Consider the following 25,320-nt stretch of genomic DNA (forward strand, 5'->3'; position numbering starts at 1 on the left):
CAACGGCGCCTTCGCGGACTGGACGGTGCGGCTGCGGTTAACGCCGGCGCATGGGGTGGCAAGCCATGCGCGTTGAAACCATTCGAGCAGCCGGCGGCCGGCCCGCCCATATCCGTCATGACGACCTGATCTCCGCCAAGGGTGTGTCGGTGGTCATGGCCAAGCAACTGGTTCTGCAGAATATCGATCTTTCGGTGCCGAAGGGGTCGTTTGTCTCGCTTATCGGTCCGTCCGGTTGCGGCAAGAGCACCTTGCTCAAGGTCCTGGCTGGGCTTGTCGATCCGACGAGCGGCAGCGTTTCGATTGCCGGGCTTTCGCCTGTCGAAGCAGCGCGCAAGCGCATGATCGGCCTCGTCTTCCAGGACGCCAATTTGCTTCCCTGGAAGAACGCCGTCGACAACGCATCGATGCTGCTCGGCATCGCCGACAAGTCGCTCTCGCGTGCTAAGTTGCGGGCGCGCGGCCAGGAGATGCTGGAGCTGGTGGGGTTGGGCGACAGCGCCCACAAGCGCCCCCATGAATTGTCCGGCGGCATGCGCCAGCGCGTCGCCATCGCGCGGGCCCTGGCGCTCGATCCGGCGGTGCTGCTGATGGACGAGCCGTTCGGCGCGCTCGACGCCATTACCCGCGATGCCATGGGCCAGTCGCTGCTGGAGATCTGGCAGCGCACCGGCAAGACCATCGTGCTCGTCACCCATTCGATAGATGAGGCCATTCACCTGTCGCGCCATGTCCACGTGCTGGGGATCAAGCCTGGGCGGATCACCGAAAGCCTCGACATTGGTCTGCCCTATCCGCGCGACCTGTCGGTCACCGAGGATCCGGAGTTCGTCAGGCTGGTGGTTCAACTGCGCACTATGCTGCGCGCCAGCCATCAACCGGGAGGTGCGTCGTGAGCGATCAACCCACCACCAATTTCTCCGAGTCGCGGCCCGAATCGCGGCCTGCCTCAAGCTGGGGCGCGGCGACAGGCAGCTGGCTTCCGGCGGTCATTCTTCTGCTGGCGACGATCGTGGTGTGGGAAGCCGTGGTGCGGATTTTCGCCATATCCGCCTTCATCATTCCCGCCCCCTCCGAGATCGCGCAATCGCTGGTCGCGCAATGGGGAACGCTGATACAAGCGACGCTGGTGACGGCGGGCGAGATCCTGTTCGGATTCCTTGTCTCTGTCGCGGTCGGCATTGCCATCGCGCTGGTCATCGTGCGCTTCGACTGGCTGGGGCGAGCGCTCTATCCGCTGGTGGTGCTGTTCCAGAACGTGCCCAAGGTGGCACTGGCGCCGATCTTCATCCTCTGGTTCGGCTATGGGCTCGCGCCCAAGATCGGCCTGATCCTGGTCATTGCCTTCTTCCCGGTGACATTGTCGATGCTGGCGGGCATGCAGTCGGTCGATCGCTCGCTGCTGTCGCTGATGAATTCGGTCGGCGCCAGCCGCACGCAGATCCTGTTCAGGATTCGCGTTCCGCATTCGCTGCCCAACCTGATGGCTGGAACCAAGATCGCCGCGACGCTCAGCGTCATCGGCGCCATCGTCGGCGAATTCGCCGGCGCATCGGACGGGCTCGGCTACGTCATCCAGTTCGCCTCGACCCAGCTTGATACCGCCCTGGTCTTCGCTGCCCTGCTCCTCGTCTCGGTGTTGGGCATCGCCTTCTACTACGCGGCCGAAATTCTCGAACGCATCGTGGTGCCGTGGGCGCCGAAATTCAGCCAGTCCTAGGTCCGCTCTCAACCAACGAAAAAGGGAACAAAAATGCTCAGACGCTCACTCATCAAGGCAGCCGCGCTTGCGGCGTGTGTCGGGACACTCGGTTTCTCGAGCGTCGCCCTGGCGGCCGACAAGGTCAACGTCCAGCTCGACTGGGTGGTGCGCGGCAACCACGCCATGTTCTTCGTCGGCAAGGAGAAAGGCTTCTTCGCCAAGAACGACATCGACGTCGCCGAGATCCGCAAGGGGTCGGGCTCGCCGGACGCCATGCGGCTGGTGGGCAACGAGAACGCTGATTTCGGTTTCGGCGATCTTCCCACGCTCGCCGTCGCGCGGTCGCAGAATGTTCCCGTCGTGGCCTTGGCGGCCGTCAACCAGCACTCGCCGCTGGCGATCATCTCGCTGGCGAAGACGACGAAGCTCACCAAGCCGGCGGATCTCAAGGGTCTCACCATCGGCATTCATCCGGCCGGTTCGACCTACATCTTCTTCAAGGGCTTCCTGGCGGCCAACGGCCTGACCGAGAAGGACATGACGCTGAACAGCGTTTCGCCGCCCTATGAAAGCTATCTGCTTCTGGGCCGGGTCCAGACGGTGGTCGGCTATGTCGATGCCGAGGTTCCCGAACTGGAGGCCAAGGCCGGCGGCCCCGGTTCGCTCAGCATCATGATGGGCTCGGACCATGGCTGGAAGGCCTATGGCTCGGGCCTGTTCACCTCGCAGACAATGATCAAGGACAAGCCCGAAATCGTCGCCCGCTTCGTCAAGGCGTACAGGGAGGCCTTCGACTATGTCGTGGCGCACCCCGAAGAGGCAGCCGAGATCACCGCCAAGGCCGCACCCGGCTACGCCGACAAGAAGGATGTGCTTCTGGCGCAGATCAACGCCGACATCGCGTCGACCTTCACCAGCCCGGACACCAAGGAACACGGCCTCGGCTGGATGACGAAGACTCAGTGGGAGGAAACGCTGAAGACGCTTACCGATCAGGGCGTGCTCAAGGCGGCCTTGTCGGCGGACGACGTCTTCACCGACAAGTTCCTGGCCAAGGAATAGGCCGCGCCATGTCGCGGGCCAACGGATCGATGAGCACCTATCGGCACGCCAGCGTGTCCTGCTCCACGCCGCAGGACACGGCGCGCGCTCCCTTGGCCGCGTCGGTGCGGTCAAGCGTGATCTGCACGCGGGTGGCGTATGCGCGGCCCGACAGGCCGCACCACAGCCGCTCGACCGGCAGGTTCTCGCGCTTGTCGTTGAGGATCGTGAACGTGCCGGTCTTGGCATCGAACCAGAGCTCGACGCGGGCGCTCTTGCCCGCCTCGACCGTCGCGATCCCTGCCGAATACCAGTGGGCGAAGTCGGCATTGCAGGACAGCCCTTCCTTGCCCGCATTCGAAATCGTCAACGGCACCATGTCGAGCCCGTCGGTGCCCTTGCGGACGATGACATGATGCAACTCGACCGCGTTGGCAAAGGATGTGAACGCCAGAGCCACAGGGAGAATGTAACGGATCTTCACTTTGCCTGAGCTCCATGGGTAAATTTTCTCAGGCAGTCTACCTCGCTTCAGCGCAATAACAACAAGAATATTGATTGGCAAGTCAACGGAGAGGGTAACATGTTAAAGATTCTAAAAAGCAGTGTAAGTGCAGTTATACTTAGCGGTATCTTGATTGGTGGCGCTCTTGCAGGTGAAATCAAGTCGATCGCCATCCTGACGCCCGAAGAAGGCACCGATTACGGCTGGAACCAGCAAGGCATCGACGCCGCCAAGGCGGCTGGCAAAGCCGCCGGCGTCGATGTGGTCGTGGCCCAGGGCCTCGGCTATGGCGACGTTCGTCCGACCTTGCGCGAACTTGCGTCAGACGGCGCCAGCCTGCTGATCGCCCACGCCAGCGGCTACAACACCTCGGCGCCTGAAATCGCCAAGGAGTTGAAGGTTCCGGTGGCGATCGTCGACACGCCGAACGGCCTGGAGAAGGGCCTCGTTGCCGATTACACGCTGAGCGGCCACCAGGGCGCCTATCTCGCCGGCCGTCTCGCCGCCAAGGTGTCGCGTTCCAAGTCCGTCGGCATCGTCGTCTCAGGCGAACCGCCATCATGGAATTCGCAATCGGCGGCGTTCGCGCAAGGCGTGAAGGCGGAAAACCCGGACGTCAAGATCACCTATGCGGTGATCGGACCGGCCGCCTACAGCGATGCGGCCGGCGGCAAGCGCGTCACCGAAAGCGTGATCGCCTCGGGCGCCGACATCATCTTCGGCCAGGGCAACGGTTCGAGCTTCGGCATGCTGCAGGCGGTCGAAACGACTAAGGCAGCGGATGGCGGCAAGGTCTATTTCATCGACGTCATCGGTGACAAATCGCCGATCGACAAGGGCTTCCTGCTGTCGTCGGTGGTGTGGAACATCGAGCCGGTCTATGCGGCCATGATCGCCGACATCAAGGCCGACACGTTCGGCACCAAGCACTACACGATCGGTCTCAAGGACGACTCGGTGAAGCTGCTGAAAACCGCTGCCATTCCGGACAATGTCTGGGCCGAAATCCAGACGCTGCGCGAAGACGTCATTTCCGGCAAGATCAAGGTCGATCCGGTCTATGACGCGGCCGCTGTCAGGGCGCTGATGACCAGCGTCGCCCAGTAAGCGATCACGGGTCAGCCGCCGGAGGGGTGATCCGTTCGCCCCTCCGGCCGATTACCATTCTTTGGTGCAGGGCTTTCATGAGCGGTTCTTCTTCATCGTCCGTTGCCGGGCGCGACATCGTCGCGCTTGAAGGCGTGACCAAGCGGTTTCCCGGCATTGTTGCCAATGACAGCGTCGACCTGTCGATCCGTCCCGGCGAGGTGCATGTGCTGCTCGGCGAGAACGGCGCGGGAAAATCCACTTTGATCGGCATGCTGTCGGGCCTGCAGCAGCCGGACGAAGGGCGCATACTGGTCGACGGCAAGCCAACGCCGATCACATCGCCGCGCCATGCGCTGGCGCTGGGCATCGGTACTGTCTTCCAGCACATGATGCTGGTGCCGACGCTGACGGTGGCGGAAAACCTGTTGCTTGGCGGACCCTGGTGGCAACGCCCCAGGACCGAGGAGCTCGAAGCGCGCGTCGCCGAGATCACCCGCAGTCTCGGCATCACGGTGAAGCTGCATGCCAAGGTGTCGGAGCTTTCGCTTGGCGAGCAGCAGCAGGTCGAAATCCTGCGCGCCATGGTGCGCAACAGCCGGCTGCTGATCCTCGACGAGTCCACCTCCATGCTGACGCCGAAAGGCATCGACGAACTTGGCGCGCTGATGCGTCGCCTCGTCGAGCAGGGCCTGGCCATCGTCTTCATCACCCACAAGCTCAAGGAGGCGGCGGCCTTCGGCGACCGCATCTCGGTGCTGAAGCTCGGCCGCAAGGTCGGCGAGATCCCACCCGAGCGGTTTCCCGCGCTGGGCGAACAGGCGATCATCTCGGAGATCGTGGAACTGATGTTCGGCAAGCAGAAGGACGATCCGGAAGCTGTCGAGCGTCCGGTCCGTACAGTGCGGGCCGAAGCGGCGCCGCTGCTTCAGGTCGCGGATCTGGCGGTCGCGCCGACGGACAATGCGCCGGGCCTATCGTCGATCTCCTTCGACATCCGCCCGGGCGAGATCCTGGGCATCGCCGGCATCGACGGCAACGGGCAGAAGCAGCTGGCCGAAGCGCTGGCCGGCCAGCGCGCGGCGACCAGCGGTTCGGTGCGGCTGGAGGGCATCGCCATCGAGGCGCTGAGCGTCGGCGAACGCCGTCGGCGCGGTCTGCGTTATCTGACCGACGACCGGCTCGGCGAAGGCACTGTCGGCACCTTCCCGGTTTCGATCAACTTCTTCCTCAAGCAGGTCGGCGCTGCGCCGTTCTGGCGCCACGGCGTCGAGCAGCGTGGCGAAATCGACGAGCGCGCCGCCCAGCTCGTGCGCGAATACGACGTGCGCACGCCAAGCCTGAAGACGCCGGTCGCCCGGCTGTCGGGCGGCAACATCCAGAAGGTGCTTCTGGCACGCGAACTGGCCGAAGGCGCCAAGGTGGTGATCTTCAACAAGCCGACCTATGGGCTCGATCTCGCCAACACATTGGCGTCGCGCCAACGCATCCGCGATACGGCGGCCCACGGCCTTGCCGTGCTGCTCATCTCCACCGACCTCGAGGAGTTGCTGAGCATATGCGACCGCGTCGCCGTCATCGCCAACGGAGCGATCGTCGGCACGGTCGAGAACACGGACGATGCCCGCACCAGGATCGGCCGCCTGATGATCGGACTTGCCGCATGAGCATCGACACCGCCCCCACCGGGAGTGCCACCGCGCTCGATGCCACGAGCGCGGCGGCGACGCGTCGCGACATCCTGCATCGGCTGCTGATGACGCTCGGCCCGATCCTCATCGCTCTCGTCATAGCCGGCGGCATCCTGCTTGCCGTCGGCGTCGACCCGCTCGCCTATTACGGCTTCGTGCTGGAGAAAGGCCTGTTCTCCCCGCTCGGCATCCAGCAAACGCTGACGCGGATGGCGCCGTTGCTGTTTCTTGCCGCCGGCCTGATCGTCGCCTTTCGCGCGGGCATGTGGAATCTCGGCGGCGACGGCCAGTTCCTGCTTGGCGCGGTGACGGCGGCGGCCAGCGCGCCCGTACTCGTTCAGATCATGCCGTCCTGGCTGGCGCTGACCTTTTCTTTCCTCATCGCCATGGCGGTGGCGATGATCTGGTCGCTGGTGCCGGCTCTGCTGCGTGCCTATCAGGGCGTCAACGAGATCATCACCACGCTGATGATGACGTTCCTGGGCACCTCGCTCGCCAATGTTCTGGTCAAACTGGTGTTTCGCGATCCCAGCACGACCGTGCCGCAGACGCGTACGCTGCCGGTGGAACACCGGCTGCCGCGCCTGTTCGAAACGACCATCACCAGCGGCCTGCTGCTCGGCCTAGCGGCGATCATCATCGTGCATCTGGTGATGACGCGCACGGCGTTCGGGCTGAAGCTCCGGATCGTCGGCGCCAATCCGCGCGCCGCGGTCCATGCGGGGCTCGGCGTGTCTGGCCTGACCGTCACTGTTTTCGCCATTTCGGCCGGGCTGGCCGGCCTTGCCGGCGCCGTCGACATCATCGGCGTCCAGGGTAATGTCCGCGCCGACTGGAATCCCGCCTACGGGTTGGCGGTCATTCCGGCCGTGTTCCTCGCCCGCATGAACGGCTTTGCCGCGATCGGTTTCGTGTTCCTGCTCTCGGTGCTGTCGATCGGCGGCGAGAGTGCGGCCCGTCGGCTCGGTGTGCCCAATCATTTCACGCTGGTGCTGGTCTCCATCGTGCTGATCGTGCTGGCGCTCGCCGAATATGTCGACCATCGCTACAACCAGTCGAGAAAGGCTTAGGGCATGACCGGGCTCTTCAGCGAAGTCTTTCTCAGTGCGCTGCTGTTCGGCGCCGTCACCGCCGCCATCCCGCTGCTGCTGGCCGGCCTCGGCGAGCAGATGTCGGAAAAAGCCGGCGTGCTCAACATCGGTATCGAAGGCATGATGCTGGCCGGCGCCTATCTCGGCTTCGTCGGCGCCTTCTATTCCGGGTCGTTGTGGCTGGGCTTCCTTACAGGTGCCGCCGGCGGCGTCGCGGTGGCGCTGATCATGGCGCTGCTGTGCGTGCGCATCGGGCTGAACCAGATCGTCATCGGCATCGCGCTGACGCTCGGTCTAGAAGGCCTGACGGCACTCCTTCATCATTTCCAATTCTCGCGCAGCTATCCCCGCCTGCCGGCGGCGGACGCTACCGTCATTCCGCTGTTGTCGGATATTCCTGTCGTCGGGCCGGCCTTCTTCAAACACCATCTGATCGTCTATCTGGCGGTCGCGCTGGTGTTCGGCATGGGCTATCTCTATCGGCGCACGCAGCTCGGCCTCAATCTGCAGGCGGCCGGCGACAAGCCGGCAGCACTCGACGTCGCCGGTATCGACGTCATCAGGACCCGGACGATCGCGGTGGTGACGACCGGCGCGCTGGCCGGGCTCGGCGGCGCCTATCTCGCCAATGTCGGGGCCGGCCTGTTCATTCCGTTCATCACCAATGGCGCCGGCTTTCTCGGCATCGTGCTGGCCATGCTGGCGCGCGGCCGCCCGGTCTGGGTGCTGTTCGGCGCCCTGCTGTTCGGCGTCTGCCTGTCGCTGACGACGGCCATGCAGGTGGCCGGCATCAACATACCGACCGACGTCATCCAGATGCTGCCGTTCCTGGCGGTGATGACCATGCTGGTGCTGTTCGGCCGGCGTGCCAGCCTTCCGGCGGCACTAGGCATTCCATACGAGCGCGGCGCGCGCTGACCACAATCAGATGCGCGGAAGGGACCCGCGCCAAACAGGAGGCAAGAATGTCGGATACCAAGGTCTACCTGCTCGACGGCGGCTCGCTCGTTCTCGACGGCTATCACGTGTTCTGGAATCGCGGCCCGGGCGGCGAAGTGCGCTTCCCCGTCTATTCGATCCTGATCGAGCATGCCGAGGGCCGGTTCCTCATCGACACCGGCTACGACTACGATCACGTCATGAAGGTGCTGCCCTTCGAGAAGCCGATCCAGGAAAAGCACCAGACCATTCCTGGCGCGCTTGCGCTGCTCGGGCTCGAACCCAAGGACATCGACGTCGTCGTCAACTCGCATTTCCATTTCGACCATTGCGGCGGCAACAAGTATTTTCCGCATGCCAAGAAGATCTGCCATCGCTCGGAAGTGCCGCAGGCGTGCAATCCGCAGCCTTTCGAACATCTCGGCTATTCCGACCTGAGCTTCTCGGCGGAGGCCGCCGAAGCGCGTGGCGCGACCGCGCAACTGCTGGAAGGCACGACGCGCGCCAACTCGACCTTCGAGGGCATCGACGGCGACGTCGATCTCGCCAAGGGCGTCAAGCTGATCTCGACGCCAGGCCATTCGATCGGCCACTACAGCCTGCTGGTCGAATTCCCCAAGCGCAAGCCGATCCTATTCACCATCGACGCCGCCTACACCCAGAAGAGCCTGGAGACGCTGTGCCAGGCGGCCTTCCACATCGACCCGGTGGCGGGAGTCAATTCGATGCGCAAGGTGAAGAAGCTCGCCGAGGACCATGGCGCCGAGCTGATGTACTCGCACGACATGGACAACTTCAAGACCTACAGGACCGGCACGCAATTCTACGGCTGACCGCCGCCAATCCGGAGACAAGATGATGCGCTATCCCGAACACGCCGATCCGGTCATCACCCTGACCGCGGGGCCGGTGAACGCCTATCCAGAAGTGCTGCGCGGCCTCGGCCGCACCGTGCTTTATGATTACGATCCTGCGTTCCAGCTCTTCTACGAGCGTGTGGTCGACAAGGCGCAGAAGGCGATGCGGCTGTCGAACAAGCCGGTCATCCTGCATGGCGAACCGGTGCTCGGCCTCGAGGCGGCGGCGGCGTCACTGATCGCGCCCGATGACGTCGTGCTCAACCTTGCCTCGGGCGTCTACGGCAAGGGCTTCGGCTTTTGGGCGAAACGGTACTCGCCGCATCTGCTCGAGATCGAGGTGCCCTACAATGAGGCGATCGACCCGCAGGCGGTCGCCGGCATGCTCAAGGCGCATCCGGAAATCACCATCGTCTCCGTCTGTCACCACGACACGCCGTCCGGCACCATCAATCCGATCGACGCCATCGGTGCGCTGGTTTCGGCGCATGGCGGTTATCTCATCGTCGACGCGGTCTCGTCCTTTGGCGGCATGAAGACGCATCCAGAAGACTGCAAGGCCGATATCTATGTCACCGGCCCCAACAAATGCCTGGGCGCTCCTCCCGGCCTCACCATGATGGGCGTCAGCGAGCGGGCCTGGGCCAAGATGAAGGCCAATCCCCTGGCGCCGCGCGCATCGATGCTCAGCATCGTCGATTGGGAAAACGCCTGGTCGAGGGACAAGCCGTTTCCGTTCACGCCGTCGGTCTCGGAGATCAACGGGCTCGATGTCGCGCTCGATCTCTACCTCAATGAGGGACCGGAGGCGGTGTGGGCGCGCCACGCGCTCACCGCCAGGGCCATGCGCGCGGGCGTCACCGCGATGGGCCTGGCGATCTGGGCCGCCAGCGACAGCGTCGCGTCGCCAACGACTACCGCCGTTCGCACCCCCGACGGTGTCGACGAGAAGGCGCTTCGCCAGGCCGCGCGCGCCCGCTACGGCGTGGTGTTTTCGTCGGGCCGCGGCGAGACATTGGGGAAGCTGACGCGCATCGGCCATATGGGGCCGACCGCCCAGCCGATCTATGCCATCGCGGCGCTGACGGCACTTGGCGGCGCCATGAATGCCGCCGGCCAGAAACTCGCAATCGGAAAAGGCATCGAAGCGGCGCTGGCCGTTGTCGACGCCGACGCCTGAACAGACATCACCAGATCACGGATTGAGGGAGCATTTTCATGACTGAACGGCTTGCGGGAAAGACGGCCCTGGTTACCGGCGCCGCACAGGGTATCGGCAAGGCGATCGCCGCGCGGCTTGCCGCCGACGGGGCAACCGTCATCCTCAGCGACATCAACGCCGAAGGCGCCAAGGCTGCCGCCGCGTCGATCGGCGGGAAGGCGAGGGCGATCGCCTCCGACATTTCCGATCCGGCCTCGGTCAAGGCACTCTTCGCCGAAATCCAGGCTCTGACCGGAGGGATCGATATCCTGGTCAACAATGCCAGTATCGTGCCGTTCGTCGCCTGGGACGACGTCGATCTCGACCATTGGCGCAAGATCATCGACGTCAATCTCACGGGGACCTTCATCGTCACCCGCGCCGGCACGGACCAGATGCGCGCGGCAGGCAAGGCCGGGCGGGTGATCAGCATCGCTTCCAACACCTTCTTTGCCGGCACACCGAACATGGCGGCCTATGTCGCGGCCAAGGGCGGCGTGATCGGTTTCACCCGGGCGCTGGCCACCGAACTCGGCAAATACAACATCACCGCGAATGCGGTGACGCCCGGCCTGATCGAGAGCGATGGCGTCAAGGCGAGCCCGCACAACGAGGCGTTCGGCTTTGTCGAAATGCTGCAGGCGATGAAGGGCAAGGGGCAGCCGGAACATATCGCCGATGTGGTTTCGTTCCTGGCCTCCGACGATGCGCGCTGGATCACCGGCCAGACGCTGAATGTCGACGCCGGGATGGTCAGGCACTAAGTCAGACAGCGGCTGCTCAGCCCCGCGATGCAACCGGCGGCCGTAGCATGGCCGCCCGTCGCATCTGCCAGGCTCAGGCTGCGGACCTTGCAATCACACCGGGTTGCCTCGACCATTGGGCATACCAGCTGTCGAACAGTTTGAGCTGCGCTTCGGCATAGCCGCGCTGGCTGTCGGTCAGGGCATCCGTGTCGTTGAAGTGCAGCAGGTACTCGGGATTACCCTTCAGCACCATCATGTGCTTGAAATAGAGCACCAGGTCTGGGCCTTCGTCGAAGGAGGACAGCACGGCGAGCGCGGCGTCCAGTTCCAGCGCGCGCTGGCGGGCCTCGGCGTCGCCCTTGGCTGCCGCCTGGCTCAAGCCCACAAGGTGCAGCACTTCCTTTGGCAGGACGTTGCCGATGCCGGTGATGGCGCCGGACGCGCCGCAATTGACGAAACCGTGGAAGACCGCTGTGTCGACGCCGATCATCAGCGTGACCTCATCGTCGCGGCTGGTGATGTTTTCCGCCGCGTAGCGCAGATCCGACGGGCCGCCGAACTCCTTGAAGCCGACCAGGTTCGGATGTTCGGCGCGCAGGGCGAAGAACAGGTCCGCACGTGTGGCAAAGCCGTAATAGGGGCTGTTGTAGATGACCGCCGGCAGGTCGGGCGCGGCGGCAAGAATTGCCTTGAAGTGATGGCGCTGCGCCGTCACCGAAGGCCCGCGCGACAAGACACGCGGGATCACCATCAGGCCCCGGGCGCCGACCCTCTGGGCGTGCGCCGCATGCGCCACGGCCTTGGCGGTGTTGACCGCGCCGGTGCCGACGATCACCGGCACGCCGGCCTTCGCCAGGCGCTCGACGCCTTCCATGCGCTGCTCGTCGGTCAGGAGCGGCCAGTCGCCCATCGAGCCGCAATAGACCACAGCCGACATGCCGGCCGCGATCAGCTCTCGTCCCTTGCGCACCAGCGCGTCGAAGTCGGGCTGGCGGTCCTGCGTGCATGGGGTCATCAACGCCGGCATGCAGCCGGAAAAAACATTAGAGGTCATTTCGGATTCTCCTTGAGGCTTGCACGCGGATTGATCAGTTTGTCCCGAAGCGGCACGGCTTGCCAAGCAAAATAGTCGTGGCCGCCAGGGACCAACGCAGGAACAGCAATGCGCAGCAAAACCAGCATTCGTGTCGTCGGCTGTCATGCCGAAGGTGAAGTCGGCGACGTCATCATCGGCGGTGTCCTGCCGCCGGCTGGCCGCACGATGATGGACAAGATGATCACGATGGAGCGCGATCATGACCATATCAGGCGCATGCTGATCTGCGAGCCGCGCGGCAGCGTCGCGCGCCACGTCAACCTGCTCGTTCCGTCGACGCGCGAGGATTGCGCCGCCGGCGCCATCATCATGGAGCCGACAGAATATCCGCCCATGTCCGGATCCAACACGATCTGCGTCGCCACGGTGCTGCTCGAGACCGGCATGGTGCCGATGCAGGAGCCCGAGACGCGCTTCAAGCTCGACATGCCGGGTGGCGTCATCGAGGTGCGCGCGCAATGCCGCGACGGCAAATGCGTCTCGATCACGTTGCGCAACGCACCCGCCTTTGCCGAACGTCTCGACGCTGCCATCGAGGTCGAGGGGCTGGGCACGCTCATCGTCGACATCGCCTATGGCGGCATGTTCTACGCCATCGTCGATGCCAAGGCGCTCGGCTTCTCGGTCGCCCCCGACGAGGCGCGCGAACTGGCGGTGGCCGGCGAGAAGATCAGGCGGGCCGCGCGCGGGCAGCTCGATGTCGTGCATCCGCAATTCGACCATGTGCGCGGCGTGTCGATCGTCCAGTTCGCCATGCCGTTCCAGGGGCCGGGCAATGTCACGCGCAACACCTGCATTGTCTCGCCGGGCCGCTCCGACCGCAGCCCGACCGGAACGGGTACGTCGGCCCGCATGGCCTTGCTGCAGGCGCGCGGCATGATGGGCGTTGGCGACGTGTTGATCCACGAATCGATCATCGGCTCGCGTTTCACCGGCAGGATCGTGGAGCTGACGGAAATTGCTGGGCGCAAGGCCATCGTTCCGGAGATCACCGGCCGGGCCTGGATTACAGGCGAGCACAGCTACTATCTCGATCCGACCGATCCCTATCCCCAAGGCTACGTGCTGTCGGATACCTGGGGCACCTCCACCTCGGTGAAGCAGTAGGTCGAAGCCGGCAATTCACTGGACTGGCGGGTTCTCGCCAAGCCAGAATGGCCTCAACGGCGGCATGCCCGTCATATCAGTACCTGGTGAGAATTCACGCATGAACATGGATGGTATCTGCGATCCGCGCTTTGGTGCCGTGCGCGCGGCGTTTGCCGAGTGTTTCGCCGAGGGGCTGGAACATGGCGGTGGCGTATCCGTCGTCGTCCACGGCAAGACTGTCGTTGACCTGTGGGGCGGTCATGCCGATGCCGCGCGAACCCGCCCGTGGCGGCAGGATACGCTGATCAATGTCTGGTCCTGCACCAAGGGCGTCGTGGCGCTGGCGATTGCAATGTTGGTGGAGCGCGGCAGGCTGGACTATGCCGCACCCATTGCCCGTTACTGGCCGGAATTCGCGGCCGGAGGCAAGGAGCGCATCACGCTCGACCAGGTGATGTCGCACCAGGCGGGGTTGAATGGTCTTGCCGTGCCGATGGACGAGGCGGGTATGTTCGCCTGGACGCCCTTTGTCGACGCGCTTGCGGCCATGCCGCCGCTCTGGGAGCCCGGCAGCCGCTGCATCTATCACGCGCTTACCTACGGTCATCTTGCTGGCGAAGTGCTGCGACGCGTCGACGGACGAAGCATCGGCCGCTTCATCGGCGAAGAGATCGCGAGCCCGCTCGGAGCCGATTTTCATGTCGGTCTGCCGGACGGTGAGGATTCCAGGGTCGCCGAGATGATCGAAGGCCCCGGTGCCTCGGACTGGGTCGACTTTGTCCGCGCCTCGCCCTTTCCCCACGCAGCCGACAATCCGGCGCCCCGTGCATTGGCCCCCAACGACCGCGTCTGGCGCGCCGCCGAGGTGCCGGGCGGCAATGGCCAGTCGACGGCGCACGCACTGGCGCGTATTTACGGCATGATGGCAGCCGGTGGCGTCTGGGAGGGCCATCCACTGATCGGCCGCGCGGCAATCGAAGCGGCGGCGCGTCAGCGTGTTCGCGGCACGGACGAAAGCTTCGCCGCACCCACCGCCTTCGCCGCCGGCTATCAGATGGAAGATCCGGTCTATGGCGGCCGTGCGTCGCCGCAAACGTTCGGCCACACCGGCTGGGGCGGCGCCATCGGCTTTGCCGATCCCGGTGCCGGCGTCGGTTTCGGCTACGTCACCAACCGCATGCTGGGTTTTGACGACATGGACCCGCGCCGCAAAATGTTGATCGAAGCCGTATACGACTCGCTCTGACTGAATGGCTAAGAGCCAGCCGAGTGGCCCGGCGGGCCGGAAGCGGTGCGCGCTCGGCGGGGCGAAAAGTGACCCTGGTTCACGCCGGCGGCTTGCCGGCTTCGGGTCGTTCGGGATTGTAGGCCCATCCTTCCGATGGAAGACACATAGCTCCCTCGCTATCCCCCGGCGTTCCAACAAAAGCTGTGGCTAATCCCTCTCCTGCGCCTTCGCAAATATCCGCATCACGCCACCATCTGTAGTAGTCTCGGCCTGAAACCCCGGCTGAGAATCAGCCGGGGCGGCGGGTGGTTGATTGTGGCGACATTCAACGCGCAATTTCTGGACTTTTTCGACTGGTGGCTCGATGAGCTGCGAGGGGTCTGGACGCGGGTTGTTCCCAGGAAAGAGCAAGTGTCCGCCGCCGACTGGATCGTCAGCCTGGCGGATGACGGCATTCGTGTGCGCGAGGCCAAGGCGCCGGAGTTCCAGTCGATCCCGCTGGCGCTGACGGCTTCCTCCGACGAGATACTGGCACTGCTCCAAGGCGGGTCTCGGCGCAGGAGGCCGAGCTTCGATATCAGCATCCAGCCAGGCCTGTTCCTGCCCCGCCATCTCGCGGTGCGGCGGTTGCCGGTTCGGCAGGCACGCGACATGGCCGAACTCGACCTTATGGCTTCGACGCCGATCGACCCGGCGCAGGTGCATGTCGTCTTCGCCGCGACGGCGGCGCAGGACAGCGTCTACTACGTCGTCAAGGCCAAGACGCTTGCCGCCGTGCTGGACGCGGTCCGCCGCGCCGGCGGGTGCGTTCGCTGCCTGTCGCTGTCGCACCCGGCCGGCACGCTGCGCGCCGATCCGCTGAGCCTCGCCGCCATCTGGCCGCCGACGGCGCGTGACCGGCGTGCCAGGACCGCCTGGATTGCGGCCCTTTCGGTGCTGGCCGGGGCCGTGCTGGTGACCTTCGTGCATGCGCATTGGCGCGCCTGGCAGGCCGAGGCTGAACTAGATACGCAGATCGCCGATGCGCAGGTGCTGGCCAAGGCGGCGCGCACCTCGCTGCAGAAGCGCCAGGCCGGCATTGAGCGGATCGAAAAGATCCGACTGGAAAAGAAGACGACGGCATCGCTGGTGCGCGTATGGGCCGAGCTGACGCATCTGCTGCCCGACACGGCCTGGCTGACCGATCTCTCGGCCAAGGGCGACGACCTGACCATATCAGGTTTTTCCACCTCGGCCGCCGAGCTGATCCAGCCGATCGACGCCTCGCCACTGTTTTCGGCGCCCGAATTCGCCTCGCCGGTGGTCAAGGTTCCCGGTCAGGACGGCGAGCACTTCACCATTTCGGCCAAGATCGGGGCGCTCTGACGATGCTCTCCGCCATCCTCAACACGAGGCCGACGATCCGCCGCCTGATTGCGCTGGCGATCGCCGCGGTCACGGCCTGTGCGCTTGCCTGGCTGGTGTTCGCTGCGTTCGACAGCGTCGCCTCCGCACAGGCTGGGATCGAGGAAAAGCGCGAGCTTCTCGGCCAGCTGCAGAGCGTGGCCGCGCTGGCAAAGCGCCTCGATGGCGCCGCCAGTCCGGAAGCCGCGGCCAATCCCGAATTTCTCACCGGCGGCAGCGAGGCCATCATCCGCGGCGGGCTGCAGACCCGGCTGAACGCGATTGCCGCCGCCAATGGTGTCAGCGTGCTGTCTGCCGGCAATGCACCAGTGCTCAGCGAAACCGGCGTCGATTTCATCGGGCTGCGGGCCAACCTTTCGGGGCCGCTGGAAGGCATCCACAACGCCATTCTCGCCATCGAGACCTCGCTGCCGGTGCTGTTCATCCGCGAAGCCACCTTGCGCACCACCGATGTCAGGCCGGCGGCGGGACGGACCGGCGACCCCGAGCTTTTCGCCGAGATCCTGTTTTACGGGCCTTTGCAAACGCAGATGGCGCCCGCCGGGGTCAAGCCATGACCGGGAAATTCACCGGCCTGGCGATTGCGGCGGTGATCGCGGCCCTCGCTTTGGTCAATGTCGCGCTTTACGACACACCTGTCGACATTACACCCGTGGCCTCCGGCAAGGGGCATGATGGCGGCCCAACCTTAGTCGCGGGATCGCTGCAATTTCCCGAAGCCGGCGATTTTAGCGAGACGTTCCAGCGCCCGTTGTTCACGCCGACGCGCCGGAAATTCGTGCCCCCGCCGGTCGCGCCGCCGCCGGTGGAGGTTGCCGTTGCACCGGTCGAGCCGGCGCCGGCGCCACCACCACCCGAAGCCCCACCGGCCGTCGCCCCATCGCTGCTGGGCATCAGCATTCACGGCGGCGCCGCGAAGGCGCTGCTGCGCGTCGCCGGCAGCGAAGCCGCGGTCTGGTATGGCAGTGGCGACACTGTTGACGGCTGGAGGGTGTCGGCGATCGACAAGGATCAGGCCGTGCTGGAGCGGGATGGCAAGCTGGCGCGCATCCCGCTTTATCCGCCATGGAAGAATGCGCCGCCGTCACTCCCGAGCGAACCGCAACTATGAGCGACCGCGCTCCCCATGACAGGGCGGGCACCAGCTCGCGGGATGAAAGCGCCCGCAGCGGCTTCTCGCTGGTTGCCGTGCTGGTGTTCATGCTGATCGTCTCGGCGATCGTCGTCCCCTTTGCCGTGACGGCCAAAACACGGTTGATGATCGCCAACAGCGAGGTCGAACAGGAGCGCCTATCGCTGCTGGCCGAAGGCCTCGGCAATGTGGTCGCGAGCATGTTGACCGGCACCTCCGGCCGGCAACAGTTTCCGCTGGATTCCACGCCGGCATCATGCCGGTCGGCAGGGTTCAGTTTCGCCGTGCGCGTCCAGGATCATGGCGGGCTGATCGATCTCAATGCCGCGGATGACCGCCTGCTCGAGCTCGGCTTCGCGGCGCTCGGCTTCGAGCAGCGGGCGTCGACCGAACTGGCCAAGGCCGCGCTCCGGTTTCGCGACAACGCCAAGCTGTTCGCCGACCTGCCGCGGTCGAGAAGCGCCGTCGGGCCGCCCGAGGACAAGCAGGCGCCGTTCGAATCCGTATCCGAACTGCAGGAGTTTTCGGCACTGTCGTCGATACCCCTGCGGACCTTGAATGGCGTTTTCACGGTCAACTCGAAGCGTGGCACGATCAGCGCCGACCGCGCGCCAGACCGTCTGCGCGCCGCCCTTGCCGGTGGCTCCAGTGCTTCGGTCGTTCAGGCGGTGGCCGATGCGTCCGCCTATACGGTCGAAGTGGTGGTGAGGCGGGACGGCTCCGGCATCGCGGGCGAGGCCGGGTTCATCATCGAAAAATCTCCGACGGGCGCGGCATTCTCGCGCGTCTCCCGGAGCCCGGCCGCCGAAGCCGGCGCATTGCCGCCAGTCGCCGGCACCGCCGGCTGCGAGGTGCTTTTCGGCAATGAGACGGCGCAGATCCTGCGGGGGTGGAGCTCATGAACGCTGCCGTCCAGACGAAGGAGATCGAAGCGTTTCTCGCCTTTCTCGAGGGCGAGAAAGTGCTGACCGCGCATGCCGCCCAACGCGCCTTGGGGGCATCGCGAACTTCGGGACATCCGTTCGATACGGTGATGACGGAACTTGGGCTGATCGGCGAGCAGGAGCTTGCCAGCAGCCTCAGCCGCTACCTCGACGCACCGATGCCGGTCGAGATCCCCGAACAGGTCAGCCCCGAAATGCTGGCAAGCGTGCCGCTGGCCTATCTCAGGGAAAACGCCATCCTGCCGCTGCAGATGGACGCCGAACGGCTTGTCGTCGCCGTGGCGGATCCTTTCTCCTCGGCCACCATCGATGCATTGGCCTTCCACTATGAGCGGACCCTGGCGCTGCGCATCTTGCCAAGGCGCCTGATCGCCGAATGCATCGACCGCATCGAGCAATCAGCGCTGGCTGCCGTTTCGAATGGCGGCAGCAACGGTGAAATCCTGGATTTCGGCCCTGACGACCTCGAGCGCTTGAAGGATTTTGCCCGTGAGGCGCCGATCGTGCGCTTCGTCGCCGAGACCATCCACAAGGCGGTCGACGCGAGAGCCACCGACATCCACATCGAGCCGCTCGAGGACCATGTCCGCATCCGCTTCAGGCATGACGGCATGCTGTCCACCATCGACACCGCGTCGATCGCGATGCTGTCCGGTATCTCCACCCGCATCAAGATCCTGTCGCGGCTCAACATCGCCGAACGGCGCCTGCCGCAGGACGGACGCATGCGTATTGCCGTGCGCGGCCGCGACGTCGACCTGCGCGTCTCGGTCATTCCGTCCATTCACGGCGAGGCCATCGTACTGCGCATTCTCGATCGCGCCGGCGTCGAGCTGAAGCTGGAGAAGCTTGGCTTCGATGGTGCCGCGCAGGCCAAGATCCGCAACATGTCGCAAGCGGCCAATGGCATCGTGCTGATCACCGGGCCGACCGGCAGCGGCAAGACGACGACGCTCTATTCGATCCTGGCCGAGCGTTCGCGGCCGGACGTCAAGATTTTCACCGTTGAGGATCCGGTCGAGTACCGCATGGCCGGCATCACCCAGTTGCAGGTCAATCCCGCGATCGACCTCGACTTCGCCGCTGCCTTGCGCTCGATCCTGCGCCAGGATCCCGACATCATCCTGCTCGGGGAGATTCGTGATCGCGAAACGGCGCAGGTCGCGGTCCAGGCGGCCTTGACCGGCCATCTCGTGTTCTCGACACTGCACACCAACAGTGCCGCAGGCGCGCTGACACGGCTGCGCGACATGGGCATCGACGGCTATCTGCTCGGCGCGACGATCCGCGGCGTCATCGCGCAGCGGCTGTTGCGCCGTATCTGCCCGACCTGCCGGGGCGCGGAGCAGACCGGTCCGGCCTGCCGCACCTGCAACGGCTCCGGCTACAGCGGGCGCACGGTGACCTATGAAATGCTGCAGGTGTCACCGCGCATTGCCGAGCTTATCGATCAGGGCGCCGGCGAAATGGAGATCGGCCGCATTGCCGCCGAGGACGACCTCGTGCCGATGTCGGTCCATGCAACCGCGCTTGCCCGATCGCAGGTCACCACGATGGACGAGGTCCGCCGTGTCATCGATCTCGCGGGAGGTGACTGATGCCGGCCTTCGCCTATCGCGCCTACCTGGCCGACGGCTCGACGGAGGCCGGCGTTCTCGATGCGTCGACCAAACAGGACGCCGCCCGCAAATTGGCGCAGCAGGGCCGCCGCTCCTACCATCTTGCGCCGGTGAACAGCGAAAGGCCGCAGCTTCGCCTGCCGGGGCGCAGCGCGCTGACGCTGACCCGCAGGGTCGACCTCAGCCGACTGTTTTCCGAGCTTGCGGTGTTGCTGAACGCCGGCTTCACGGTCGACCGCGCCCTGGGCGCGGTCATTTCCGGCGAAGCCAACCGGCAGCGGCGCCAGCAACTGCAATCGGTGCTCGACCTGACGACCGGCGGCCGGCCGATCGCCGAAGCCTTTGCCGCTCTGCCGGGCATCACCCCGGACGTTGCCGCCTTGCTTGCCAGCGGCGAGCGCAGCGGCAAGATGGCCTTTATCTGCCAGCGGCTGGCGGACACGTTCGAGGCGACGGCCAAGCGCCGCGCCGCGATCATCGAGGCGCTCGCCTATCCGGCCTTCCTGCTCCTGGTCATGAGCGGCGCGCTGGTCATTCTGGCAACGGTCCTGGTGCCGGCGCTGGAGCCGATCTTCGAGGGCTCATCGGCCCCCAAGCCGTTCACCATGACCATGCTTTCCGCCTTCGGCACGGTGTTCCGCGACTACCCCTTCATTTTCCCGCTGGCTGCGATGCTTGGCCTGCTTTGTTATCTCCTGCTGTCCCGTTCCGCCGGCGCCAGAAGACAGCTTTCGCGCTGGCTGTTGAAGATCCCGCTGATCGGCGCGCTGGTCAGGGACGCCGTGATCGCGCGCTATCTCGAAACGCTTGCGCTGCTGCTCGGCAATGGCGTGGCGATGACCGAGGCGCTTGGCCTTGCCGCCAATGTTTCCAGGCAGAGTTCGCTGGCGGCAAGCTTTGCATCGATCGAAGACAATGTCGCCAATGGCGCCCGCCTGCACGGCGCGATCGTCAAGGCAGGGATTTTCGATCACGCGACAATGTCGCTGGTCTCCCTTGGCGAAGAGGCCAATGCGCTTCCCGTGGTGCTGGATCGCGCCGCCAGGATGCTTCAGCTGACGCTGACGCGGCGGATCGACACCGTGCTGAAGCTGTTGACGCCGGCGCTGACGATTTCGCTCGGTTTTCTCGTCGGCAGCCTGGTCATTTCGGTGATGACGACGATCCTCAGCATCAACGATCTGGCGCTGCAATGACCGCCGCTTCCGGAGCCAACGCACCTGCGGACGCAACGGCGGGGTTCACGCTGGTCGAGATGCTGGTGGTGCTGGCCATCATGGCGCTTGTCGCGGCCATCGCCGCACCGGGGCTGGTCAGCCACTATCGCACCAAGAGCCTGGAGACGGTGGCCGGCGAGATCACCATGCGGCTGCGCCTGTCGCGCACATTGGCCATCGCCACCACCCGGCCGAAGCAGGTTCTTGTCGATCTGGGTAGCCGTTTCATCCGTTTCGGCGAACGAGACAGCCTGGCCTTGCCGGACGATGTCAAAATGACCGTCATCACCGGCCGCGAGACTGTCGTCGCCGACCGGCAGACGGTGCTGACCTTCCTTCCCGACGGCCGCGCTTCCGGCATGGACATCACGCTGCAGCAAAAAGGCCGGACCGCGCGCATCGGGGTCAACTGGCTGACAGGGCTTCCGACATGGCGAACCCTGCCATGACCGGGCCATTGCCCCAATCCTCGTCCGAAGATGGATTCTCGATCCTGGAGATGATCGTCGCCATGACGATCCTGGCGCTCGTGCTGGGCATCGCCAGCCAGTCGATCGTGCTGGCCAGCCGCAGCATTGCCGCGGCCAAACGCCAGGTCGAGGCGGCCAGAACGGTTCGAATGATGCTGGCCGACTACGAGGCCCGGGCACAAACCGCGGCGCAACCCGGCTGGACCCTGAAGACCCGCACGATGGACGTCGCGAAAGCGAAGGTGACCGCTGTTCTCATCGAGAAGCCGGGCGGCGCGTTTCCAAGCGGGTCGTTTCTGACCTTTGTGCCGGCGCAAGGCCCGGCCGCGCCATGAGTTGGCCGCTCTCCCGCACTCGGACGAAGGCCCGCGCCGTTGGCCGTCATCTTGCGCGTGCTGCTTCATTGGGCGTCGATGCGCATCCGCAACCCTCCGCACCGGTGGCGGGTTTTGCGCTCATCGATGTGTTGGTCGGGCTGGCGCTGATCGGCGTCATCACATCGCTGATGATGGTCTTTCTCGGCCAGGCCCGAACGATGGTGCGCATCGAAAAGGCAACCGAGTTCCAGATGGAGGCCGATGCCGCATCGCGGTTTCTCGAGACGGCGATAAGCCATGCCGAGCCTTTGCCCCTGTCGAAATCGTCGCCGGACCAGGTGCTCTATCTCAGCGGCGATGCTGCCCGGATCGAGTTCAATGCCGTTCAGGCGATCGGTTTCAAATCCACCGCATTGCGCGAGATTACCGTGTCGCTTGGCGACGGAGGCCAGACGGGACCCGCCCTGGCCATCGTCCAGAGAACGCGGCGCGGCGGCAAACCCGGCGCAGCGGTGTCCGGCGAACCGGTGCGGCTGATCGGCGGCGTGAGTGCCATGAAATTCGAATATCTCGACAACGCGCTGGCGCCGCCATCATGGCTGCCGGGCTGGAATGCGCCGCGGCGACTGCCCGCCGCCGTGCGCTTCACCCTTTCGGTGGTACGCGATGGCGCGGCCTATTCATCGCGAGGGTTTACCCGCCTCGATCTGGCCGGCCCCCCTCGCACGAATTGAGCGCGCTCTCACCGGCCGCCCTCAGTTGGTGACATCCTGGTCCTCGCCGGTTCCGTCGGGCTTGCCATCCTTGCCAAGGCTGCGAATGACCACGCCGCTGGCATCGGCCTTCACTTCGTAGGAGTAGGGCCTGCCCCATGGATCCTTAAGGCCGGTACTTCCCTTGAGATAAGGCCCGTTCCAGCGCGTTTCACCGGCCGGCTGCGCGACCAGGGCGTTGAGCCCCTCTTCGTCGGTCGGGTATTTCGCATTGTCGACATAGTAGAGTTCGAGCGCGCTTTCGATGTTGCGGATCTGCGCCTTGGCCGCATTGGTCCTGGCCGCGCCGAGATAGCGCAGCACCTGTGGCGCCGCCAGCGTGGCGATCAGCGCGATGATGGCCAGCACGACCAGAAGCTCGACCAGGGTGAAGCCGCTTTCGCGATCGTCGCGAGCACGGCCTTTTGTTTCGGAGGATTGAAGGTTTTCGGAGGGTTGAAGAAAGCGCATCATCAGAGCAGTCCCATGTCTAGACCTGCAAATTGCTCCAGCGCCCAGCTTGCGCCGAGGCCGATGGCGATGAACGGACCGAAGGCGACGCGGGCCCGCGCTGCCGCCGGCCCTGTCGCGACCACCTGTCCGCCGACGAACAGCAAAGCGCTGGCGCTGGCGATGAACAGCAGCACCGGCAACAGCAGCGGACTGATCCAGCATGAAGCGGCCGCCAGCATCTTGACGTCGCCGAGGCCGAGGCCGATCCGGCCGGTCATCAGGAAATGGCCGCGCCGCAGCAGCCAGGCAGCGGCGAAAGTCGCGGCGGCGAAGAGGATCTGCACCGGCACCCCCTCGGCGTCCGCCGCCAGCTGATAAGAAAGGCCGATGCCGGCGAGCGCCAGGTTGAGCCCGTCCGGAATGATCTGCCGGCGGAAATCGGTGATCGAAATGGCGGCGAGAACGGCCGCCAGGGCGACCGTGGCGGCAAGCACGAGAGAGGGGTGCGTAGCCATCGTCAATATGCCAGCCTCTTCAGATCCTGCTGCAGCTTGGTGCCGCCGCGCCGTTTCTGGATCGGCGTCTGCAGGCTGATCTTGCCGCGGAATTCGTCGGTCACCTCGCGGGCCTCATTGATGTCGCGTACGACATGCGGCCGGATGAAGATGATCAATTCGGTGCGCCTGATGGTGTCGTTCTTTTGCTTGAACGCATTGCCGAAGATCGGGATGTCGCCGAGGATCGGCACCTGGCTGCGGTCGACGCTGTTGTTCTGCTGGATGAGGCCGCCCAGTGCCAGGCTCTCGCCGTCATTGACCAGCACGCGCGTCTGGATCTTGCGCTGCTGGATGGTTGGGGAGTCGATATCGGAACTGTCCGTCTTGGTGACGTTGCTGACCTCCTGCTGGATGTCGAGCATGACCCTGCCGGCATTGTTGATGCGCGGCGTCACCGTCAGGATGACGCCGGTATCCTTCATCTGGACCGAGTTGATGATCGGCGCGCTGCCGTTGCCGGTGTCCTGCGACTGCTGGGTCAGGATCGGCACCTGGTCGCCGACCTGCAAGATCGCCTTCTGGTTGTTGAGCGCCATGATGGTGGGCGCCGAAATGACGTTGACGTCGGTGATCTTGGAAAGTGCGCTGAGCGTCACCTGGATGTTGTCGGTTGCATAGCTCCAGTTGAAGCCGGGCAGGGTGGCCGCCGCGGCGGCCTTGGCCACGTCGGTCACGGAGACCTTGGTGCCGCCATTCTCGAAGAACCAGCGCAGGCCGTATTTCAGGTCGTCGTTGAGCGTGACCTCGGCGATCACCGCTTCCAGCATGACTTGCGTCGGCAGCACGTCGACCTTGGTCAGGATCTGCTCGATGCGCTGGTAGTCGCGCGCCGTGGTCTGGATCAGCAGCGCATTGTTCTCGACATCGGCGACGACAGTGGCATGGGCGGGCGCCTCGTTGTCCTGCTGCGGCAGCGAGGGCGAGGGCCCGGTCAGCGGCGCCGGCGTGACGCCGTCCGACTGCATGGCGATCGGCGTCTGGTCGGGCGACACGTTCGAGCCGCCCGATTGGCCTTCGGTCTTCACCGTGGTGCCGAGAACCGAGCTCAGCACCGATGCCAGTTCCTTGGCCGGCCGGTTCTGGATCTGGTAGACGAAGAGCTGGCTTTCATTGGTCTCGGCCAGCCTGTCGAGCTTGTTGATCCAGGTGGCCGCGCGCGCCAGATAGGCCGGGCGCGAGGTGATCACCAGCACCGAATTCAGCCTGTCATTGGGGATGAACTGGATGAGCTTGGCGCCTGGACCGTCCTTGGTGCCGAAGATCGAATCGAGTTCGGCGGCGACGGCTTCCGGTTTGGAGGTCTTCAGGGGATGCAGCGCCACCGACATGCCGCGCATCCAGTCGACATCGAACACCGAAACCGCTTCGCGGATGGCATTGAGATCGCTGTCGCTGCCGGCGACGGTGATGATGTTGCGGGTGGAATCGACGCGCAGCACCGAACCCTGGCGGGTGATCGGTTCCAGAATGGTCTTCATCTCGTCGGCGGCGATGAATTGCAGCTGCAGCACCTGCACCTTGACGCCGGGGCCGGACGGCGAGGTCGACGGCACTGAGACCGGCGGCGTCGAGGCCATGATCTCCGACAGCGGCACGATCTGGTAGGTGCCGCCGCGGCTGGTGATGCCGGCGGCATTCACCGCCAGCGCCGATTGCAGGATATCGACCAGCGCATCCTGCGACACCGGCTGCGAGGTCTGCAGCGTGACGGTGCCCTGCACGCGCGGGTCGACGATGTAGTTGAGGTGCAGCGCATCGCCCAGCACCGCCTTGGCCGCGTCGGCGATCGGCGCATTGACCAGATTGAGCTCGAACTTGCCGGAACCATCGCTTGTCACCTTGGTGACCGGGGCGCCCGACGAGACGAACTGGCCAGTGCCCTGATACTGCGCGCCGTTGAAGCGCTGTGCCGCGTTCGAAGCCGAAGTGACGGCGGCAGGCCCGCTATAGCCCGCCCGCAGCGGCGAGTTCTTGGCATGCAGGCTGTCGATGGTCTCGGTGAAGAAGTCCTTGCCCGGCGCGGAGGTGCAGCCGGCAACAGCCAGCAGCGTGAACAACACGACGCAACGACTCGGCTTGCTCGACATCCACCCGATTCCCCAAGGGCTTCAGTCTAGGGCTTCTTGCTGGCCGATGTCGGGAATGATGGCGGTGTTTGGGGTCTATCCACAGGGTAGGTGGGG

26 protein-coding genes are annotated in these 25,320 nt (G+C 64.9%); 21 read left to right on the forward strand and 5 right to left on the reverse strand.

Features of this window, described 5'->3' with window-relative positions; all coding sequences use genetic code 11:
• The first annotated feature begins 65 nt into the window (after positions 1-65).
• The 3 genes from CK228_RS33310 to CK228_RS33320 are packed head-to-tail and all read left to right on the forward strand — an operon-like array spanning position 66 to position 2,764.
• Positions 66-896 carry an ABC transporter ATP-binding protein gene (locus CK228_RS33310; RefSeq protein ID WP_095771403.1) on the forward strand — a complete coding sequence of 277 codons (831 nt, stop codon included), beginning with the start codon at positions 66-68 and terminating at the stop codon, positions 894-896.
• A complete protein-coding gene (locus tag CK228_RS33315; RefSeq protein WP_095790566.1) occupies positions 893-1,720 on the forward strand; it encodes an ABC transporter permease in 828 nt (275 codons plus the stop codon). The genes CK228_RS33310 and CK228_RS33315 overlap by 4 nt, the downstream gene beginning before the upstream one ends.
• A 33-nt stretch (positions 1,721-1,753) precedes the next feature.
• Entirely contained in the window at positions 1,754-2,764 is a 1,011-nt protein-coding gene (locus CK228_RS33320) for an ABC transporter substrate-binding protein (RefSeq protein WP_095771401.1), read from the forward strand.
• Between the two features lie 37 nt (positions 2,765-2,801).
• On the opposite strand, the gene CK228_RS33325 is transcribed toward CK228_RS33320, so the two are convergent.
• Positions 2,802-3,227, reverse strand: coding sequence for a hypothetical protein (locus tag CK228_RS33325; protein WP_095790567.1), 426 nt, complete (start codon positions 3,225-3,227; stop codon positions 2,802-2,804).
• Between the two features lie 99 nt (positions 3,228-3,326).
• Here CK228_RS33325 and CK228_RS33330 point away from each other — a divergent pair, with 99 nt between their 5' ends.
• From CK228_RS33330 to CK228_RS33360, 7 genes are all read left to right on the forward strand, one after another.
• A complete protein-coding gene (locus tag CK228_RS33330; protein WP_095771399.1) occupies positions 3,327-4,355 on the forward strand; it encodes a BMP family protein in 1,029 nt (342 codons plus the stop codon).
• Positions 4,356-4,432: 77 nt separating this feature from the next.
• Entirely contained in the window at positions 4,433-6,001 is a 1,569-nt protein-coding gene (locus CK228_RS33335; protein ID WP_095790568.1) for an ABC transporter ATP-binding protein, read from the forward strand.
• Complete coding sequence (locus CK228_RS33340; protein WP_095790569.1) at positions 5,998-7,095, forward strand: ABC transporter permease; 1,098 nt, start codon at positions 5,998-6,000, stop codon at positions 7,093-7,095. The genes CK228_RS33335 and CK228_RS33340 overlap by 4 nt, the downstream gene beginning before the upstream one ends.
• 3 nt (positions 7,096-7,098) lie before the next feature.
• Complete coding sequence (locus tag CK228_RS33345; RefSeq protein ID WP_095790570.1) at positions 7,099-8,034, forward strand: ABC transporter permease; 936 nt, start codon at positions 7,099-7,101, stop codon at positions 8,032-8,034.
• 47 nt (positions 8,035-8,081) lie between these two features.
• Positions 8,082-8,888, forward strand: coding sequence for a 4-pyridoxolactonase (locus CK228_RS33350; RefSeq protein ID WP_095771395.1), 807 nt, complete (start codon positions 8,082-8,084; stop codon positions 8,886-8,888).
• Positions 8,889-8,913: 25 nt separating this feature from the next.
• Complete coding sequence (locus tag CK228_RS33355) at positions 8,914-10,092, forward strand: alanine--glyoxylate aminotransferase family protein (protein ID WP_095790582.1); 1,179 nt, start codon at positions 8,914-8,916, stop codon at positions 10,090-10,092.
• A 38-nt stretch (positions 10,093-10,130) separates the two neighbouring features.
• Positions 10,131-10,877 carry an SDR family NAD(P)-dependent oxidoreductase gene (locus CK228_RS33360; protein ID WP_095771394.1) on the forward strand — a complete coding sequence of 249 codons (747 nt, stop codon included), beginning with the start codon at positions 10,131-10,133 and terminating at the stop codon, positions 10,875-10,877.
• 73 nt (positions 10,878-10,950) lie between these two features.
• Here the strand turns inward: CK228_RS33360 and CK228_RS33365 are convergent, their stop codons facing one another.
• Positions 10,951-11,913, reverse strand: a complete 963-nt coding sequence (locus CK228_RS33365; protein WP_095790571.1) for a dihydrodipicolinate synthase family protein — start codon at positions 11,911-11,913, stop codon at positions 10,951-10,953.
• 108 nt (positions 11,914-12,021) lie between these two features.
• On the opposite strand from CK228_RS33365, the gene CK228_RS33370 reads away from it, so the two are divergent.
• The 11 genes from CK228_RS33370 to CK228_RS33420 all read left to right on the forward strand — a co-directional run bounded on the left by CK228_RS33370 (position 12,022) and on the right by CK228_RS33420 (position 22,109).
• A complete protein-coding gene (locus tag CK228_RS33370) occupies positions 12,022-13,062 on the forward strand; it encodes a proline racemase family protein (protein ID WP_095790572.1) in 1,041 nt (346 codons plus the stop codon).
• Between the two features lie 100 nt (positions 13,063-13,162).
• On the forward strand, positions 13,163-14,290 hold the full coding sequence (locus tag CK228_RS33375) for a serine hydrolase domain-containing protein (protein WP_095790573.1): 1,128 nt from the start codon (positions 13,163-13,165) through the stop codon (positions 14,288-14,290).
• Positions 14,291-14,683: 393 nt separating this feature from the next.
• Positions 14,684-15,637, forward strand: a complete 954-nt coding sequence (locus tag CK228_RS33380; RefSeq protein WP_245438171.1) for a PilN domain-containing protein — start codon at positions 14,684-14,686, stop codon at positions 15,635-15,637.
• 2 nt (positions 15,638-15,639) lie between these two features.
• On the forward strand, positions 15,640-16,233 hold the full coding sequence (gene gspM / locus CK228_RS33385) for a type II secretion system protein GspM (protein ID WP_095790574.1): 594 nt from the start codon (positions 15,640-15,642) through the stop codon (positions 16,231-16,233).
• On the forward strand, positions 16,230-16,787 hold the full coding sequence (locus CK228_RS33390) for a hypothetical protein (protein ID WP_095790575.1): 558 nt from the start codon (positions 16,230-16,232) through the stop codon (positions 16,785-16,787). The genes gspM and CK228_RS33390 overlap by 4 nt, the downstream gene beginning before the upstream one ends.
• On the forward strand, positions 16,784-17,710 hold the full coding sequence (locus tag CK228_RS33395) for a hypothetical protein (RefSeq protein WP_095790576.1): 927 nt from the start codon (positions 16,784-16,786) through the stop codon (positions 17,708-17,710). Before CK228_RS33390 ends, CK228_RS33395 begins: the two co-directional genes overlap by 4 nt.
• A complete protein-coding gene (locus CK228_RS33400) occupies positions 17,707-19,350 on the forward strand; it encodes a GspE/PulE family protein (RefSeq protein WP_095790577.1) in 1,644 nt (547 codons plus the stop codon). The genes CK228_RS33395 and CK228_RS33400 overlap by 4 nt, the downstream gene beginning before the upstream one ends.
• The gene (locus CK228_RS33405; RefSeq protein ID WP_095790578.1) at positions 19,350-20,567 is read left to right on the forward strand and encodes a type II secretion system F family protein; all 1,218 of its coding nucleotides are present in this window, start codon (positions 19,350-19,352) and stop codon (positions 20,565-20,567) included. The genes CK228_RS33400 and CK228_RS33405 overlap by 1 nt, the downstream gene beginning before the upstream one ends.
• Positions 20,564-21,037 (forward strand): GspH/FimT family pseudopilin, encoded by a 474-nt coding sequence (locus CK228_RS33410; protein WP_095790579.1) that lies wholly within the window; start codon positions 20,564-20,566, stop codon positions 21,035-21,037. Before CK228_RS33405 ends, CK228_RS33410 begins: the two co-directional genes overlap by 4 nt.
• The gene (locus CK228_RS33415) at positions 21,034-21,393 is read left to right on the forward strand and encodes a prepilin-type N-terminal cleavage/methylation domain-containing protein (RefSeq protein WP_095790580.1); all 360 of its coding nucleotides are present in this window, start codon (positions 21,034-21,036) and stop codon (positions 21,391-21,393) included. Before CK228_RS33410 ends, CK228_RS33415 begins: the two co-directional genes overlap by 4 nt.
• Positions 21,390-22,109, forward strand: a complete 720-nt coding sequence (locus tag CK228_RS33420) for a general secretion pathway protein GspJ (protein ID WP_245438173.1) — start codon at positions 21,390-21,392, stop codon at positions 22,107-22,109. The genes CK228_RS33415 and CK228_RS33420 overlap by 4 nt, the downstream gene beginning before the upstream one ends.
• 21 nt (positions 22,110-22,130) lie before the next feature.
• Here the strand turns inward: CK228_RS33420 and gspG are convergent, their stop codons facing one another.
• Genes gspG through gspD form a run of 3 tightly spaced genes read right to left on the reverse strand, consistent with a single transcriptional unit; the run spans position 22,131 to position 25,224 of the window.
• A complete protein-coding gene (gene gspG / locus CK228_RS33425; RefSeq protein ID WP_179296124.1) occupies positions 22,131-22,601 on the reverse strand; it encodes a type II secretion system major pseudopilin GspG in 471 nt (156 codons plus the stop codon).
• Positions 22,601-23,095: an A24 family peptidase gene (locus CK228_RS33430; protein ID WP_095771384.1), complete on the reverse strand. Its 495-nt coding sequence runs from the start codon at positions 23,093-23,095 to the stop codon at positions 22,601-22,603. The genes gspG and CK228_RS33430 overlap by 1 nt, the downstream gene beginning before the upstream one ends.
• A gap of 2 nt (positions 23,096-23,097) precedes the next feature.
• Positions 23,098-25,224 (reverse strand): type II secretion system secretin GspD, encoded by a 2,127-nt coding sequence (gene gspD, locus CK228_RS33435; RefSeq protein WP_095771383.1) that lies wholly within the window; start codon positions 25,222-25,224, stop codon positions 23,098-23,100.
• Positions 25,225-25,320: the final 96 nt, after the last annotated feature.

This window comes from Mesorhizobium sp. WSM4312 (genome assembly GCF_002294875.1).
Lineage (GTDB): Bacteria > Pseudomonadota > Alphaproteobacteria > Rhizobiales > Rhizobiaceae > Mesorhizobium.

What these genes read in the sequence shown, in the direction of transcription:
- CK228_RS33310 (WP_095771403.1), top strand. Translation starts at nt 66, where the DNA reads ATGCGCGTTGAAACCATTCGAGCAGCCGGCGGCCGGCCCGCCCATATC.
- CK228_RS33320 (WP_095771401.1), top strand. Translation starts at nt 1,754, where the DNA reads ATGCTCAGACGCTCACTCATCAAGGCAGCCGCGCTTGCGGCGTGTGTC.
- CK228_RS33330 (WP_095771399.1), top strand. Translation starts at nt 3,327, where the DNA reads ATGTTAAAGATTCTAAAAAGCAGTGTAAGTGCAGTTATACTTAGCGGT.
- CK228_RS33335 (WP_095790568.1), top strand. Translation starts at nt 4,433, where the DNA reads ATGAGCGGTTCTTCTTCATCGTCCGTTGCCGGGCGCGACATCGTCGCG.
- CK228_RS33340 (WP_095790569.1), top strand. Translation starts at nt 5,998, where the DNA reads ATGAGCATCGACACCGCCCCCACCGGGAGTGCCACCGCGCTCGATGCC.
- CK228_RS33345 (WP_095790570.1), top strand. Translation starts at nt 7,099, where the DNA reads ATGACCGGGCTCTTCAGCGAAGTCTTTCTCAGTGCGCTGCTGTTCGGC.
- CK228_RS33350 (WP_095771395.1), top strand. Translation starts at nt 8,082, where the DNA reads ATGTCGGATACCAAGGTCTACCTGCTCGACGGCGGCTCGCTCGTTCTC.
- CK228_RS33355 (WP_095790582.1), top strand. Translation starts at nt 8,914, where the DNA reads ATGCGCTATCCCGAACACGCCGATCCGGTCATCACCCTGACCGCGGGG.
- CK228_RS33360 (WP_095771394.1), top strand. Translation starts at nt 10,131, where the DNA reads ATGACTGAACGGCTTGCGGGAAAGACGGCCCTGGTTACCGGCGCCGCA.
- CK228_RS33365 (WP_095790571.1), bottom strand. Translation starts at nt 11,913, where the DNA reads ATGACCTCTAATGTTTTTTCCGGCTGCATGCCGGCGTTGATGACCCCA.
- CK228_RS33370 (WP_095790572.1), top strand. Translation starts at nt 12,022, where the DNA reads ATGCGCAGCAAAACCAGCATTCGTGTCGTCGGCTGTCATGCCGAAGGT.
- CK228_RS33375 (WP_095790573.1), top strand. Translation starts at nt 13,163, where the DNA reads ATGAACATGGATGGTATCTGCGATCCGCGCTTTGGTGCCGTGCGCGCG.
- gspM (WP_095790574.1), top strand. Translation starts at nt 15,640, where the DNA reads ATGCTCTCCGCCATCCTCAACACGAGGCCGACGATCCGCCGCCTGATT.
- CK228_RS33390 (WP_095790575.1), top strand. Translation starts at nt 16,230, where the DNA reads ATGACCGGGAAATTCACCGGCCTGGCGATTGCGGCGGTGATCGCGGCC.
- CK228_RS33395 (WP_095790576.1), top strand. Translation starts at nt 16,784, where the DNA reads ATGAGCGACCGCGCTCCCCATGACAGGGCGGGCACCAGCTCGCGGGAT.
- CK228_RS33400 (WP_095790577.1), top strand. Translation starts at nt 17,707, where the DNA reads ATGAACGCTGCCGTCCAGACGAAGGAGATCGAAGCGTTTCTCGCCTTT.
- CK228_RS33405 (WP_095790578.1), top strand. Translation starts at nt 19,350, where the DNA reads ATGCCGGCCTTCGCCTATCGCGCCTACCTGGCCGACGGCTCGACGGAG.
- CK228_RS33410 (WP_095790579.1), top strand. Translation starts at nt 20,564, where the DNA reads ATGACCGCCGCTTCCGGAGCCAACGCACCTGCGGACGCAACGGCGGGG.
- CK228_RS33415 (WP_095790580.1), top strand. Translation starts at nt 21,034, where the DNA reads ATGACCGGGCCATTGCCCCAATCCTCGTCCGAAGATGGATTCTCGATC.
- CK228_RS33420 (WP_245438173.1), top strand. Translation starts at nt 21,390, where the DNA reads ATGAGTTGGCCGCTCTCCCGCACTCGGACGAAGGCCCGCGCCGTTGGC.
- gspG (WP_179296124.1), bottom strand. Translation starts at nt 22,601, where the DNA reads ATGATGCGCTTTCTTCAACCCTCCGAAAACCTTCAATCCTCCGAAACA.
- CK228_RS33430 (WP_095771384.1), bottom strand. Translation starts at nt 23,095, where the DNA reads ATGGCTACGCACCCCTCTCTCGTGCTTGCCGCCACGGTCGCCCTGGCG.
- gspD (WP_095771383.1), bottom strand. Translation starts at nt 25,224, where the DNA reads ATGTCGAGCAAGCCGAGTCGTTGCGTCGTGTTGTTCACGCTGCTGGCT.